This window comes from Paraburkholderia bonniea (genome assembly GCF_009455625.1).
Taxonomy (GTDB): Bacteria; Pseudomonadota; Gammaproteobacteria; order Burkholderiales; family Burkholderiaceae; genus Paraburkholderia; species Paraburkholderia bonniea.
Genome location: NZ_QPEQ01000002.1, coordinates 610,644 through 624,893 on the forward strand (window position 1 = coordinate 610,644; position 14,250 = coordinate 624,893).

Below are 14,250 nucleotides of genomic sequence, written 5' to 3' on the forward strand. Positions count from 1 at the left end.
TCGTGCCAGAGTGCTTATGCAGCCACTATTTCAGGCATTTTTGCTGTGCCGGCATGAACGCCAGTCAAGCATCGTTTGTTGGCAACGTGATATTCAAATTCATTCCAGAAATGCTTGAGCATTCCCCGCACCGGCATTGCCGCCGCATCACCCAACGCGCAAATGGTTCGGCCCATGATGTTCTCGGCAACCGAATTCAGCAGATCCAGATCTTCCGGTCGCCCTTGACCATGCTCAATCCGGTGCACGACGCGATATAACCAGCCCGTGCCTTCGCGGCAAGGCGTGCATTGTCCGCATGATTCTTCGTAATAAAAATACGACAGACGCAGCAGCGAACGCACCATGCAGCGTGTTTCATCCATCACGATGACCGCGCCCGAACCCAGCATCGAACCCGCTTTCGCTATCGAGTCGTAGTCAAGATCGGTTTGCATCATCAAGTCACCCGGAACCACCGGTGCCGAAGAGCCCCCCGGAATAACCGCCTTGATCTTCCTGCCACCGCGCATACCACCCGCCAGCTCCATCAGCGTGGCGAACGGCGTACCAAGTGGCACTTCGTAATTACCGGGACGCTCGATATCACCTGAAATCGAAAAGATCTTGGTGCCGCCGTTGTTGGGCTTACCCAGTTCGAGATAATTTTGCGGACCGATCTGCAGTAGAAACGGCACAGCGGCAAATGTTTCGGTGTTGTTGATCGTGGTCGGTTTGCCATACGCACCGAAGCTGGCTGGAAACGGTGGCTTGAAGCGCGGCTGGCCTTTTTTGCCTTCGAGCGATTCGAGCAATGCTGTTTCTTCGCCGCAGATATACGCGCCGTAACCATGATGCGCATGCAGTTCAAACGAGAACGCCGAACCCATGATGTTGTCGCCAAGAAAGCCTGCCTTGCGCGCTTCTTCAAGCGCTTCTTCAAAGCGTTTGTAGGTTTCCCAGATTTCGCCGTGGATATAGTTATAGCCAACTGTAATGCCCATCGCATAGGCACCAATCGCCATCCCTTCGATCAGCGAATGCGGGTTCCAGCGCAGGATGTCCCGATCTTTGAACGTACCCGGCTCGCCTTCATCCGAATTGCAAACGAGGTACTTCTGGCCAGGAAACTGGCGTGGCATGAAACTCCACTTCAATCCAGTCGGAAACCCTGCCCCGCCACGCCCCCGCAAACCCGACGCTTTAACGTCGGCAATAACCTGTTCAGGAGAAATTTTTTCTTCGAGAATGCGGCGCAACTGGGCATAACCACCACGCGCGACATAATCATTGAGATGCCAGTTATCGCCGGTCAATCCGGCGAGAATCAATGGCTTGATGTGACGATCATGCAAAGACGTCATTTCGAAAGCTCCTTCAGCAGCTGATCGATCTTTTCGCGGCTCATGAAGCTGCACATCCGGTGGTTATTCACCAACAACACCGGTGCATCGCCACAAGAACCCATGCACTCGCCTTCTTTCAGCGTGAACTTGCCATCGGCCGTGGTTTCACCAAAGCCAATGCCGAGCTTTTGTTTCAGATACTCAGCCGTACTATCCGAGCCGCCATCGGGACCCAGTTGGCAAGGCAAATTAGTGCAGAGCGTGATCTTGTACTTACCGACCGGCGAGGTCTCGTACATCGTGTAGAACGTGGCCACCTCCTGCACAGCCACTGCCGGCATGTCGAGATAATCCGCAACAAATTCCATGATTTCCGGCGACAGCCAGCCCTGCTCTTCCTGAGCCACGGCCAGCGCAGACATCACGGCGGATTGCTTTTGATCTGCGGGGTACTTCGCTACCGCGCGATCAATTTCTTTCAGGCCTTCAGCTGAGATCATTTTCAGACACGACTCTTTCAATTCCTACCGAACGAAAACCTGCCGCCCGCTTCTTTCGCGGCAGTCCCGACGTTCCTTTGCCTGACGTCACGCAAATGCGTGCGCCCTCACGATTACTGCTCTAGCGGTCCACTTCACCAAACACGATATCTTGCGTACCAATAATGGTTACAGCATCAGCAATCATGTGGCCCCGCGCCATTTCATCCAGCGTGGAAAGATGCGCATACCCCGGCGCGCGGATCTTCAGGCGATAAGGCTTGTTCGCACCATCCGAAATCAGATAGATCCCGAATTCGCCCTTTGGATGCTCGACTGCAACATACGCCTCGCCTTCCGGCACATGAAAACCTTCAGTAAAGAGCTTGAAGTGGTGAATCAGCTCTTCCATGTTCGACTTCATCCCGACACGTGACGGCGGTGCCACCTTATGGTTGTCAGTCATCACCGGACCGGGATTTTTACGCAGCCAGTCGATACATTGCTTCACGATACGCGTGGACTGGCGCATCTCTTCGACACGCACCAGATAACGGTCGTAGCAATCGCCATTCACCCCTACGGGGATATCAAAATCAAGCTGGTCATACACTTCATAAGGCTGCTTCTTGCGCAGGTCCCACTCGATGCCAGATCCGCGCAGCATCGCGCCCGTCATGCCAAGCTGCAACGCACGCTCAGGGCTAACCACGCCAATTCCAACCAACCGTTGTTTCCATATCCGGTTATCGGTGAGCAAAGTTTCGTACTCGTCGACACACTTCGGAAAACGGTTGAAAAAATCCTCGATGAAATCAAGCAGCGAGCCTTGGCGATTTTCATTCATCTTCGACAATGCTTTTGCATTGCGAATTTTTGATGCCTTGTACTGAGGCATCGAATCAGGCAAATCACGATAAACGCCACCTGGACGGTAGTAGGCCGCATGCATCCGGGCCCCGGACACAGCTTCATACACATCCATCAAATCTTCGCGTTCGCGGAAAGCGTACAAAAACACCGCCATCGCACCAACGTCCAACCCATGCGCACCAATCCACATCAAGTGGTTCAGCACACGCGTGATTTCGTCAAACAGCACCCGGATGTATTGGGCCCGCACAGGCACATCAATACCAAGTAGCTTTTCGATCGCCATCACATAGCCGTGCTCATTGACCATCATCGACACATAATCGAGACGGTCCATATACGGCACGGATTGAATAAATGTTTTGGTTTCAGCGAGCTTTTCTGTTGCGCGATGCAACAAGCCAATATGCGGATCCGCACGCTGGATGACTTCGCCGTCGAGCTCTAGCACCAACCGCAATACACCGTGCGCAGCCGGATGTTGCGGGCCAAAATTGAGCGTGTAGTTTTTAATTTCTGCCATGGCGTTCTCCTAGTGTTTCAGGCCGCCATATCGGTCTTCCCGGATCACACGTGGCGTGATTTCGCGAGGCTCGATCGTTACAGGCTGATAGACCACACGCTTTGTTTCCGGGTCGTAACGCATTTCAACGTAACCGGAAATAGGGAAGTCTTTACGGAAGGGATGACCAATGAAGCCGTAGTCAGTCAGAATACGGCGCAAATCTGGATGACCGTCGAACACAATGCCGTATAGGTCGAATGCTTCGCGCTCGTACCAGTTAGCCGAACTCCAGATATCGACTACGGAAGGAACAACCGGCATTTCATCGTCTGGCGCGAATAGCCGCACTCGCAAACGCCAGTTATTGCTCACAGACAACAGATGCAACACTGCGGCAAAGCGCGGGCCTTCGCAAATGCGATCACCATAGGTTTGATAGTCGACGCCACAGAGATCAACGAGTTGCTCAAAACCAAATTGATGATCGTCACGCAAACGCGTCATCACTTCGAGGTATTGAGCTGGTTTCACAACGATCGTCAACTCACCGATTGCTTCGGTGATGCTTACCAGCACACCGCTAAATGCGGCATCAAGGTTTGCTTTAAGGGTCTCGAGTTTGCTTGCCATAGTGTGGGGAGGAAGAGGCTCTAGCCTTATTGACGAGCGATGGTACTTGAGCGGCGGATCTTGGCTTGCAGCTGGATCACGCCATAGACAAGCGCTTCTGCAGTTGGCGGACAGCCAGGCACATAGACGTCAACGGGCACAATCCGATCGCACCCGCGCACCACCGAGTATGAGTAGTGGTAGTAGCCACCGCCATTCGCACACGAACCCATTGAGATCACCCAGCGCGGCTCGGCCATTTGCTCGTAGACTTTGCGGAGCGCAGGTGCCATCTTGTTGCATAGCGTGCCAGCCACGATCATCACGTCCGACTGACGTGGACTAGGACGAAATACCACGCCGAAACGGTCAAGGTCATAACGGGCAGCGCCCGCATGCATCATCTCGACCGCACAACACGCGAGACCGAACGTCATTGGCCACAACGAGCCAGTGCGCGTCCAGTTAATCAGCTTGTCAGCCGTTGTGGTGACAAACCCTTCCTTCAAGACCCCTTCGATACTCATTTTGTTTTCCACTCCAGACAGGCGGCCAGCCATGACCGCCCCGCAAACCGGTAATTAACCCGTCACTCCCAGTCGAAACCGCCTTTTTTCCAGATATAGGCAAAACCAAGCAGGAATTCGAGCAGAAAAATCATCATTGCCAGGAAGCCAGGCCAGCCAATATCGCGCAAAGCTACGCCCCACGGAAACAAAAACGCGGTCTCAAGATCGAAAATGATGAACAGAATGGCGACGAGATAGTAGCGCACATCGAACTTCATGCGCGCATCTTCGAATGCTTCGAAGCCGCACTCATACGGCGAGTTCTTTTGACTGTTGGGTTTGCTGGGACCGAGGATCTTGCCGATACTGACCAGTGCTATACCCAAACCAGTGCCTACGACAAGGAATAGCAAGACGGGGTAATAGGCTGCGAGGTTCAAGACTATCCTCAATCGGTTGGTTCTAAAAACTGCCGGGGCATAGCACACCCGGCACGACGATGCTTCGATACGCCTGACATCACAAACCAGCGGCAAGGCGTAGAGCACAAGTAAAAATGCCAGCCGAAGCAAAGCAAGCGGCTGGCATATAAATAATATTGGTGCCGACGGCGAGACTCGAACTCGCACAGCTTTCGCCACTACCCCCTCAAGATAGCGTGTCTACCAATTTCACCACGTCGGCACTGTTTGCATGCGGGGGAAACAAACACTACACCCTGCGAATCACTCCAAGCCTCAGATTATAACCCGGAAAAATAGGTTATTCAATGCACAAAAGTGTTTAAAACAAAAATTTACTTCGGCACATCCTGCCCTGATGAAGCTGAGGCCGCCAGCGGCACCGATGCGCCAGCCGGCACTGAAGCGGCCACAACCGGCGCAGTTGCAACTTCACCCAGAATGCCAGCAGAAGGCTTGGCCCGATACGCACCAAGATAAGTCAGCGCCAGCGTCGTGACAAAAAACACGGCAGCGAGGACTGCCGTGGTACGCGACAAGAAGTTAGTGGACCCAGTGGCACCAAACAGGCTACCGGATGCGCCGCTGCCGAAGGCCGCGCCCATATCTGCACCCTTGCCATGCTGCAACAGCACCAGGCCAATCACGCCAAATGCCGACAGCAACTGAATCACAATAATCAATGTTTTCAAATACAGCATCGCACTCACCTGAATCTATATTTAACCGTGCAGCGCACGATGCGCACACGCAATGGGCCATTTTTGCCCGGGCGACTTGCTTGCTACTCAACACCCGAGATGTCGGCTGCCTTGCAAATCGCCAGGAATTCCTGCTCTTTCAATGAAGCACCGCCAATCAAGCCACCGTCGATATCCGCTTGAAGGAACAACTCACGCGCATTTTCCGGCTTCACACTTCCGCCATACAGCAAAGGCACATTCGCAACGAGCGCGCCTTTTTCGGCCAAAAGCTTGCGCAAAAACGCATGAACTTCCTGCGCCTGACCAGCCGTTGCACTCTTGCCAGTACCAATCGCCCAAACAGGCTCATATGCGACCACAATCCGGGCGGCCGCCTCGACGGAGAGCTTTGCCAACACTTCGCCCAGTTGCGAGCCAACAATTTGCTGAGTCAGGCCCGCATCGCGTTCTTCCAGCGTTTCTCCGACGCAAACAATCGGCGTCAAACCTGCCGCCAGCGCCCGTTCAGTCTTAAGCGCGACTAACGCCACGCTTTCCCGGTGATAGGCACGACGCTCAGAATGACCAACAATGGCAAACGAAGAACCGAATTCAACGGCCATTTCAGCAGCAACTTCGCCCGTATAAGCGCCCTGCACGTGAGCCGAAATATCTTGAACTCCCCACTCCACGCGGCTGCCTTCCAGCAGCGACTGCACCTGCGCAAGATAGGGACATGGCACACACAAGCCAACCTGCACCGAACCCGGCAATGCGGCCGCACCTCGCGCCACCGCTTCCAGAAAAGTTGCATTGCCGGCAAGCCGTCCATGCATTTTCCAGTTGCCAACCACCAGTCTTAATCGTTGTTTCGACATCGCTTTATCTTGTCATGACGGCTTGGCAAAAACCGGAATTCATTCGCCGTAGACTTCATCCCGCCACCCAAAGCCAACCCAAGCTGCTTCAGATTTTTGGCATGGAGTTGTTACACACCTAAGCGCGTCGACCTGATCGCCTACATTCTTCCCGTGTCTCCAGCCACGCCCACTGATTTGGGCCAAGGAGACCGCGCAAAACGCGCAATTTTACTGCGGACAACCCAACTGGGTCAAACTGGATCGCCCCAGGCCAAAACAATCTTGCCGACATGCGTGCTGCTTTCCATTAATGCATGCGCATCAGCCGCCTGTGCCGCCGGGAACACGCGGTGCACCACCGGCTTGATCCGCCCATCTTCCAGACACGGCCACACCCGCGCCTTCAGTTGCGCGGCGATACTGGCTTTGAACGCTACCGGACGAGGACGCAGCGTGGACCCCGTCACCGTCAAACGACGACGCAAAATCTCGTTCAGATTCAATTCCGCCTTCGCGCCACCGAGTAGCGCGATCAGCACCAGGCGGCCTCCGTCAGCCAATGCCGTCAATTCACGCGGCACATAACTGCCTGCCACCATATCCAGAATCACATCGACACCACGGCCATTCGTCAGCGTCTTGACCACTTCGACAAAATCTTCGGTTCTATAGTTAATCCCGCGCTCAGCCCCCAATTGCTCGCACGCACGGCACTTATCATCAGATCCCGCCGTAGCAAACACCCGGAAACCCAGTGCCCGAGCAATCTGGATAGCCGTCACGCCAATGCCACTTGACCCTCCCTGCACCAGCAGAACCTCGTTCGCACCGCCTTCCCCCGCGCCCAGTTGGGCTCGGTCGAACACATTGCTCCAAACAGTAAAAAAGGTCTCCGGCAGCGATGCCGCTTCAATCGCGCTCAAGCCTTCCGGCACGGGCAAGCACTGTGCTAGCGGTGCCACCGCGTACTCCGCATAGCCGCCACCTGTGAGCAACGCACAAACGCGATCTCCAATCTTTAGGCCGAATGGATTCGGCGCTTCTGCTTCTATTGCGCCACCGACGATTTCACCGGCAACTTCCAGCCCCGGCAGATCAGATGCCCCCGGCGGCGGCGCATAAGCGCCCTTGCGCTGAAATACATCCGGACGGTTGACCCCTGATGCGGTCACCTTGATTAATACTTCGCCCGCTTTAGGCATTGGCACTGGACGTTCGGCCAGTTGCAATACATCCGGCGCACCAAACTCGGTAATTTCAATCACTTTCATCAACGAGTTCATCCGTCTTGCCCTCCGGGTTCGCACAGGCCCGACGCGGACCAATGCTTATGCATAAATCTCGATTCACCATGAAAAACGGCCGTCACGCAAATCATGCGGACGGCCGTCTGCTACCACGATATTACTGTTGCGGCGCTGGTTCGGCTGGTGCAATACCGGCAGCAGCGTCGTTGATCAGCGCTTTCGCTGACAAACGGACACGACCCTTCTCATCCGTCTGAATAACCTTGACCTTGACCCGCTGGCCTTCCTTCAAATAGTCATTCAGATCCTTGATGCGCTCGTTAGCGATTTCGGAGATGTGCAACAGGCCATCCTTGCCCGGCAAGATATTCACGATCGCACCGAAATCCAGCAGCTTAAGCACGGTTCCTTCATAAACCTTGCCCACTTCGACATCCATCGTAATGGCTTCGATACGGCGCTTGGCTTCGGCCATGCCTTCGCTGCTGGTGCTGGCAATCGTCACCAGACCATCTTCTGAAATATCAATCGTCGTGCCAGTTTCTTCAGTCAATGCGCGAATCACTGAGCCACCCTTGCCGATCACGTCACGGATTTTCTCCGGATTGATCTTCACGGTAATCATGCGTGGAGCGAATTCCGACAACTGCGTATTCGCGCCAGCCACCGCCGAAGTCATCTTCTCCAGAATATGCATGCGGCCTTCTTTCGCCTGCGCCAGTGCGACTTGCATGATTTCCTTCGTGATGCCCTGGATCTTGATGTCCATTTGCAGCGCGGTCACGCCAGCAGCCGTACCCGCCACCTTGAAATCCATGTCGCCAAGGTGATCTTCGTCGCCAAGAATATCGGTCAGCACCGCAAATTTGTTGCCCTCGAGAATCAACCCCATTGCGATGCCTGCAACGTGAGCCTTCATCGGCACGCCGGCATCCATCAATGCAAGACAGCCACCGCATACGGAAGCCATAGATGACGAACCGTTCGACTCGGTAATTTCCGACACGACGCGAATCGAGTAACCAAATTCTTCCGCACTAGGCAAGCACGGCAGCAACGAGCGCTTGGCAAGGCGGCCATGGCCGATTTCCCGGCGCTTGGGCGAACCCACGCGGCCTGTTTCTCCTGTGGCGAACGGCGGCATGTTGTAGTGCAGCATGAAGCGGTCGCGGTACTCACCTTCCAGCGCATCGATGATTTGCTCATCGCCACGCGTTCCGAGTGTGGCCACTACCAGCGCTTGCGTTTCACCGCGGGTGAAAAGCACTGAGCCATGAGTACGCGGCAACACGCCTGTGCGAATTTCAATTGGACGCACCGTGCGGGTATCACGTCCGTCAATACGCGGCTCACCGCTCAGGATCTGGCTGCGCACGATCCGGGCTTCGATATCGAACAACACATTGCCAACAGTGGCTTTATCAGCCGCCGCTGTGCCCGCAGCGGCCGCTTCTTCTTCAAGCCGCGCCGACGTTGCGGCATAAACTTCTTTCAGCTTCGCTGAACGAGCCTGCTTGTCGCGCATTTGATAGGCAGCAAGCAGATCCGCTTCAGCCAGGGCGCTCACACGCGAAATCAATACTTCGTTTTTCGCTGCAGGCTGCCAGTCCCACTCCGGCTTGCCGCCTTCGCGGACCAGCTCATGAATTGCATCAATCGCCGTTTGCATCTGCTCATGACCGAACACCACCGCGCCCAGCATCACGTCTTCCGGCAGTTGGTCGGCTTCTGATTCGACCATCAGCACCGCACGCTCTGTTCCAGCCACCACGAGATCAAGACGTGATGTCTTGATCTGCGCCCGTGTCGGGTTCAGCACGTACTCGTTATTGATATAGGCCACGCGCGCGGCGCCAACCGGGCCATTGAACGGCAAGCCAGAAACTGCGAGTGCCGCAGACGCGCCGATCAGCGCAGGGATGTCAGCCGGCACTTCCGGGTTGATCGACATCACGTGAATCACCACCTGAACTTCGTTATAGAAGCCTTCAGGAAACAGCGGACGCAACGGACGATCAATCAGACGGGAGGTAAGCGTTTCACCTTCCGAAGGGCGGCCTTCACGGCGAAAAAAACCACCAGGAATCTTGCCAGCCGAATAGGTTTTCTCGAGGTAATCGACTGTCAGGGGGAAAAAATCCTGACCCGGCTTCGCGGTCCGCGCGCCAACCACGGTCGCCAGCACCACGGTGCCGTCGATATCAACCAGCACAGCACCACTTGCCTGACGGGCGATTTCACCCGTTTCGAGACGAACAGTTTGCTGCCCCCATTTAAATTCTTTAACGACCTTGTTGAACATTGACATTGTCACTCCTAGTTTTCGTTATGCCGCACTAACCACAAGCGGCGCGGCAACGCCATGACCGGTTCGACATGGGGAGAGGAGTGTTATGCCATTCCAGAGAAGCGCGCGAAACACACACGAACCGCTGGAATGACACAAGCCTCTGCCCTGACGACCGGTTTTATTCTAGTGACCCGCCTTCAAGCCAACACGCCTGACGGGCAATGAGCAGCGCACATCATGCGACGCACGCTGTTTAAAAACAAAATGCCTGCATCAGTTAATACTGACACAGGCATCTTGTTATAAAACGGTCCGGTTACTTACGCAGACCCAACTTCTCGATCAGTGCGCGATAACGATCAGCGTCCTTACCCTTCAGATAGTCGAGCAGCTTGCGACGACGGCTCACCATGCGCAGCAGGCCGCGGCGGCTATGGTGATCTTTCGTGTGAGCTTTGAAGTGGACGGTGAGTTCGTTGATACGGGTCGTGAGCAACGCGACCTGTACTTCGGGAGATCCGGTGTCGTTAGCTGCGCGAGCAAATTGCGCAACAACGTCAGATTTTTTGGTTTCAACAGCTGACATATACGTTCCTTTAAAACTAGACAGGCGGTCACGGAAGAAAGGCCGTGCCGTGGATTACAACAAGGCGCGATTGTAGCACAGCCCAGGCTGGCTGCCACGCCCGGAAGGCGCATCGGTTCAAGGGCGTTTCATGCGGCAGGTAGTAGGCAGCGCGCTTTGCTCTGCAGTAAGCGCCAGAACCGTACGAAAGCCGTAACCCGACCCTTCATTATCAAAACGCACGCTAGGCGTGCCGCGCCGGTCCATCTCCATCACATAAAGGGGTTGCATCAATTGGTGATCGCTAGCGCGCATCCAGGAGACATGAAAGCCGTTATCAAACTTCATACCTTCCAGCGCCCGGGCTACGGCTTCAGGCTGGGCACTACCCGCCCGTTCCAGCGCGGTGGCCAGCATCTGCACCAGCACATCAAGCCGCAGCACCGGGTAATCATCTGAGGCAGCAGGAAAGCGCTGGCGAAAAGCCCCATACCACGCCGCCGATGCCTTGCCGTCAACATTCGGATGCCATTCAGCGACCGCGAGCACACGTTTCACGCCCGCATCACCTAATGCCGCTGGCGCACCAAGGCTATTTCCATAAAAAGTGTAGAAGCGGGCAGTCAAACCCTGTTCCCGCGCTGCCTTGACCAGAAGAGTCAGATCGCTGCCCCAGTTGCCCGTAACTACCGCATCTGCGCCACTCGCGCGGATCTTCGCAATATAAGGCGTGAAATCCTTGACCCGGCCGACCGGATGAAACTCATCACCCACAATCGCAATATCAGGCCGGTGGCTTGCCAGCGCAGTGCGCGTGAGCGTACTAACATCGCGGCCAAAACTATAGGCCTGGTTCAGTAGATAAACCCGTTTGATCGACTGGTCGCGCTGAATCACATCTGCCAGCGCATCCGTGCGCATTCCGGCATGCGCGTCAAAACGGAAATGCCAGAAACTGCACATATCGTTTGTCAGTGCCGGATCTGCCGCTGAATAATTCAGAAACAGCATGCGCCGGGCGGGTTCGCGGGCGTTTTGCCGGTCAATGGCACCCAGCAGCGCCATCGCAACAGCCGAGCTATTGCCCTGCAAGATGAAGCCAATATGCCGGTCGGCGGCGGCCCGGAGTTGCACCAGCGCTTCCTCCGCGCTGCCTTTGCTGTCCAGCGTCACCAGTTCAAGGGGATGCACGCCATCCGCCAGCTTCACACCGCCGCGAGCATTCACGCGCTCGATACCAAAACGCAGGCTGCGTTGCATCGCGTTACCGGCATTGGCAAACGGGCCCGACAACCCTTCAATCATCGCCAACTGAATCGGCTTGCCAGGCACTGCGCTAACCGCCTGCGCCGCACGTAAGGACAACGTGGACAGCACCACTACCGCGGCCATCACTCCGTAGCGCCATCTCATCGTCATCCTGGCTCCTGCCGAATTCGTCAAGACCGGGATCATATCGGATGACCAGCGCGAGTGGCTCCGCCATGAATCCGCAAACGCCACTCCCACCAGCACATGCAATCGCTCTCGATTGGCCGTGTCAAAATAGCGCGGCTTCGAAGTACCCACTACCGTCAACCGCTACCAGAGGAATTCATGCTGACACGCTTCTCGTCCGTGCTTTCACGCGTCTTTGCGCATCGTGCAGCATTCGCCTGCGTGAGCGTCCTGGCCCTTGCAGGCTGCGCTCAGCCCTGGCAGAAATTCCAGCCGGGACAGGACCAGTCCACTATCGTCTCCGCCCTTGGCTCGCCGCGTGAAACCTACGATTTGCCCGACGGCGGCAAACGTCTCATGTGGCCCACCCAGCCCATGGGCGAAACCACCACCGCAGCCGACGTCGATGCTTCCGGCAAAATTCTGAACGTGCGCCAGGTGCTGCAACCCAACGAGTTTTATCGCGCGGTAATCGGCACATGGACTCGCAACGATGTACTGGTCAACTTTGGCCGCCCCGTCGAAACCTCGTATTTCCCATTAATGAAGCGAGAAGTCTGGACCTACCGTTATCTCGAAGACAACATCTGGTACATGATGTACAGCTTCTACTTCGATGACCAAGGTGTTCTTCGTCTCACACAAAAAACCCCCGACCCCTTGCACGACCCGGATCTTCGCGGGCTATTCTGATTCTGCTGCGCCCTTAATGCATGAAGCCCCATGTTCTGAACTGAACATGGGGCTTCATGCATTTCGGCCCAACTCGCTGACACGCGCACCTCACGATGCTGTGCCATCACACTGGGCGCGATCTCCAAAAAAACTCAGGAACGCTGAGGATTTAATTTTTCCGCGTGGGAATGCAACCGGTTCAACGCAGACAGATAAGCCTTGGCCGATGCCGCAATAATATCCGGGTCGGTGCCGATGCCGTTCACGATGCGCCCACACTTCGACAGCCGCACTGTGACTTCGCCCTGTGCCTGAGTGCCGGTTGTAATCGCATTCACCGAATACAGCAGCAATTCCGAGCCACTGCCCACTTCGGATTCAATCGCATTGAAAGTGGCATCAACCGGGCCATTGCCGCGCCCTTCGCCGGTCACCTCTTTGCCCTCGACCGAAAACACCATGCGAGCGTGCGGCAGTTCGCCAGTTTCAGAATGCTGTGCCAGCGAGACGAACTTGTAATGCTCCCGCTCCTGCGCTTCGGCTGATTCTTCCGACACGATTGAAAGAATGTCTTCGTCGAAAATTTCAGCCTTGCGATCAGCCAGTTCCTTGAAGCGCGCAAATGCGGCATTGAGATCGCCTTCGCTTTCCAGCGCGACGCCCAGCTCTTGCAAGCGCTGACGGAAAGCATTGCGGCCCGAGAGTTTGCCCAGCACAATTTTGTTCGCACTCCAGCCGACATCTTCGGCTCGCATAATTTCGTAGGTGTCGCGCGCTTTCAGCACGCCATCCTGGTGAATCCCTGACGCGTGCGCAAACGCATTAGCTCCGACCACTGCCTTGTTAGGCTGCACTACAAAACCCGTGATTTGCGACACGAGCTTCGAAGCCGGCACGATATGCGTCGTATCAAGCCCGATATCGAGGCCGAAATAATCACGGCGAGTTTTCACCGCCATCACGATTTCTTCAAGCGAGGTATTGCCCGCGCGCTCACCCAAGCCATTGATCGTGCACTCAACCTGACGCGCCCCGCCAATCTGCACACCAGCCAGCGAGTTCGCCACAGCCATGCCCAAGTCGTTATGGCAATGCACCGAAAACACCGCCTTGTGCGAATTCGGCACACGTTCACGCAAAGTCTTCACCAGGTTGCCATACAGCTCCGGCACGCCATAGCCCACCGTATCGGTGATGTTGATGGTGGTCGCGCCTTCAGCGATTACGCCCTCCAGCACCCGGCACAAAAAGTCCATGTCTGAGCGGCTGCCGTCTTCTGGCGAGAACTCAATATCGTCGGTAAATTTGCGGGCAAACCGCACGGCGAGCTTCGCCTGTTCCAGCACCTGCTCGGGCGACATGCGCAACTTCTTTTCCATATGCAGCGCGGACGTCGCAATAAACGTATGAATGCGGAACTGGCCAGCGGGCTTCAACGCGTCAGCCGCGCGCTGGATGTCTTTGTCATTAGCGCGGGCGAGGGAGCACAACGTACTGTCTTTAATGATCGAAGCAATCGTGTGAATCGCATCGAAATCGCCATTGGAGCTGGCCGCGAAACCGGCTTCGATCACATCGACTTTCATCCGTTCGAGCTGTCGCGCGATCCGGATTTTTTCGTCTTTTGTCATGGATGCGCCAGGCGATTGCTCGCCGTCACGCAATGTTGTGTCAAATATGATCAGTTTGTTGTCGGCCATTTTAGGGCTCCTGGGGATTAATTAGATAGCGG

Annotated in this window: 14 protein-coding genes and 1 tRNA gene; 1 reads left to right on the plus strand and 14 read right to left on the minus strand. The window is 55.5% G+C overall.

Features of this window, described 5'->3' with window-relative positions; translation table 11 throughout:
* Positions 1–14 precede the first annotated feature (14 nt).
* The 13 genes from nuoF to GH656_RS16480 all read right to left on the minus strand — a co-directional run bounded on the left by nuoF (position 15) and on the right by GH656_RS16480 (position 11,825).
* Positions 15–1,343 (minus strand): NADH-quinone oxidoreductase subunit NuoF, encoded by a 1,329-nt coding sequence (gene nuoF, locus GH656_RS16420; protein ID WP_153077106.1) that lies wholly within the window; start codon positions 1,341–1,343, stop codon positions 15–17.
* On the minus strand, positions 1,340–1,825 hold the full coding sequence (gene nuoE / locus GH656_RS16425) for an NADH-quinone oxidoreductase subunit NuoE (RefSeq protein ID WP_153077107.1): 486 nt from the start codon (positions 1,823–1,825) through the stop codon (positions 1,340–1,342). Before nuoE ends, nuoF begins: the two co-directional genes overlap by 4 nt.
* A gap of 121 nt (positions 1,826–1,946) precedes the next feature.
* A complete protein-coding gene (locus GH656_RS16430) occupies positions 1,947–3,200 on the minus strand; it encodes an NADH-quinone oxidoreductase subunit D (protein ID WP_153077108.1) in 1,254 nt (417 codons plus the stop codon).
* Positions 3,201–3,209: 9 nt separating this feature from the next.
* Positions 3,210–3,812 carry an NADH-quinone oxidoreductase subunit C gene (locus GH656_RS16435; RefSeq protein ID WP_153077109.1) on the minus strand — a complete coding sequence of 201 codons (603 nt, stop codon included), beginning with the start codon at positions 3,810–3,812 and terminating at the stop codon, positions 3,210–3,212.
* A 26-nt stretch (positions 3,813–3,838) separates the two neighbouring features.
* Positions 3,839–4,318: a NuoB/complex I 20 kDa subunit family protein gene (locus GH656_RS16440; RefSeq protein WP_153077110.1), complete on the minus strand. Its 480-nt coding sequence runs from the start codon at positions 4,316–4,318 to the stop codon at positions 3,839–3,841.
* Between the two features lie 62 nt (positions 4,319–4,380).
* Positions 4,381–4,740, minus strand: coding sequence for an NADH-quinone oxidoreductase subunit A (locus GH656_RS16445; protein WP_153077111.1), 360 nt, complete (start codon positions 4,738–4,740; stop codon positions 4,381–4,383).
* Between the two features lie 159 nt (positions 4,741–4,899).
* Positions 4,900–4,984 (minus strand) — tRNA-Leu (locus GH656_RS16450).
* Positions 4,985–5,096: 112 nt separating this feature from the next.
* On the minus strand, positions 5,097–5,462 hold the full coding sequence (gene secG / locus GH656_RS16455) for a preprotein translocase subunit SecG (protein WP_153077112.1): 366 nt from the start codon (positions 5,460–5,462) through the stop codon (positions 5,097–5,099).
* Positions 5,463–5,545: 83 nt separating this feature from the next.
* Positions 5,546–6,322, minus strand: coding sequence for a triose-phosphate isomerase (gene tpiA / locus GH656_RS16460; RefSeq protein ID WP_153077113.1), 777 nt, complete (start codon positions 6,320–6,322; stop codon positions 5,546–5,548).
* Between the two features lie 233 nt (positions 6,323–6,555).
* A complete protein-coding gene (locus tag GH656_RS16465; protein WP_153077114.1) occupies positions 6,556–7,575 on the minus strand; it encodes an NAD(P)H-quinone oxidoreductase in 1,020 nt (339 codons plus the stop codon).
* A gap of 133 nt (positions 7,576–7,708) precedes the next feature.
* Positions 7,709–9,859, minus strand: a complete 2,151-nt coding sequence (gene pnp / locus GH656_RS16470) for a polyribonucleotide nucleotidyltransferase (RefSeq protein ID WP_153077115.1) — start codon at positions 9,857–9,859, stop codon at positions 7,709–7,711.
* A gap of 298 nt (positions 9,860–10,157) precedes the next feature.
* Entirely contained in the window at positions 10,158–10,427 is a 270-nt protein-coding gene (gene rpsO, locus GH656_RS16475; protein WP_153077116.1) for a 30S ribosomal protein S15, read from the minus strand.
* 117 nt (positions 10,428–10,544) lie between these two features.
* Positions 10,545–11,825: a branched-chain amino acid ABC transporter substrate-binding protein gene (locus GH656_RS16480; RefSeq protein ID WP_174769808.1), complete on the minus strand. Its 1,281-nt coding sequence runs from the start codon at positions 11,823–11,825 to the stop codon at positions 10,545–10,547.
* Positions 11,826–12,002: 177 nt separating this feature from the next.
* Between GH656_RS16480 and GH656_RS16485 the strand changes: the two genes are divergently transcribed.
* Positions 12,003–12,536, plus strand: a complete 534-nt coding sequence (locus GH656_RS16485) for a hypothetical protein (RefSeq protein ID WP_153077117.1) — start codon at positions 12,003–12,005, stop codon at positions 12,534–12,536.
* Positions 12,537–12,670: 134 nt separating this feature from the next.
* Here GH656_RS16485 and GH656_RS16490 read toward each other — a convergent pair whose 3' ends face one another.
* Complete coding sequence (locus tag GH656_RS16490; protein WP_153077118.1) at positions 12,671–14,218, minus strand: 2-isopropylmalate synthase; 1,548 nt, start codon at positions 14,216–14,218, stop codon at positions 12,671–12,673.
* Positions 14,219–14,250: the final 32 nt, after the last annotated feature.

Excerpts from the sequence above, each read along its gene's own strand:
- nuoF (WP_153077106.1), bottom strand. The coding sequence starts at position 1,343 with ATGACGTCTTTGCATGATCGTCACATCAAGCCATTGATTCTCGCCGGA.
- nuoE (WP_153077107.1), bottom strand. The coding sequence starts at position 1,825 with ATGATCTCAGCTGAAGGCCTGAAAGAAATTGATCGCGCGGTAGCGAAG.
- GH656_RS16430 (WP_153077108.1), bottom strand. The coding sequence starts at position 3,200 with ATGGCAGAAATTAAAAACTACACGCTCAATTTTGGCCCGCAACATCCG.
- GH656_RS16435 (WP_153077109.1), bottom strand. The coding sequence starts at position 3,812 with ATGGCAAGCAAACTCGAGACCCTTAAAGCAAACCTTGATGCCGCATTT.
- GH656_RS16440 (WP_153077110.1), bottom strand. The coding sequence starts at position 4,318 with ATGAGTATCGAAGGGGTCTTGAAGGAAGGGTTTGTCACCACAACGGCT.
- secG (WP_153077112.1), bottom strand. The coding sequence starts at position 5,462 with ATGCTGTATTTGAAAACATTGATTATTGTGATTCAGTTGCTGTCGGCA.
- tpiA (WP_153077113.1), bottom strand. The coding sequence starts at position 6,322 with ATGTCGAAACAACGATTAAGACTGGTGGTTGGCAACTGGAAAATGCAT.
- GH656_RS16465 (WP_153077114.1), bottom strand. The coding sequence starts at position 7,575 with ATGAAAGTGATTGAAATTACCGAGTTTGGTGCGCCGGATGTATTGCAA.
- pnp (WP_153077115.1), bottom strand. The coding sequence starts at position 9,859 with ATGTCAATGTTCAACAAGGTCGTTAAAGAATTTAAATGGGGGCAGCAA.
- rpsO (WP_153077116.1), bottom strand. The coding sequence starts at position 10,427 with ATGTCAGCTGTTGAAACCAAAAAATCTGACGTTGTTGCGCAATTTGCT.
- GH656_RS16480 (WP_174769808.1), bottom strand. The coding sequence starts at position 11,825 with ATGACGATGAGATGGCGCTACGGAGTGATGGCCGCGGTAGTGGTGCTG.
- GH656_RS16485 (WP_153077117.1), top strand. The coding sequence starts at position 12,003 with ATGCTGACACGCTTCTCGTCCGTGCTTTCACGCGTCTTTGCGCATCGT.
- GH656_RS16490 (WP_153077118.1), bottom strand. The coding sequence starts at position 14,218 with ATGGCCGACAACAAACTGATCATATTTGACACAACATTGCGTGACGGC.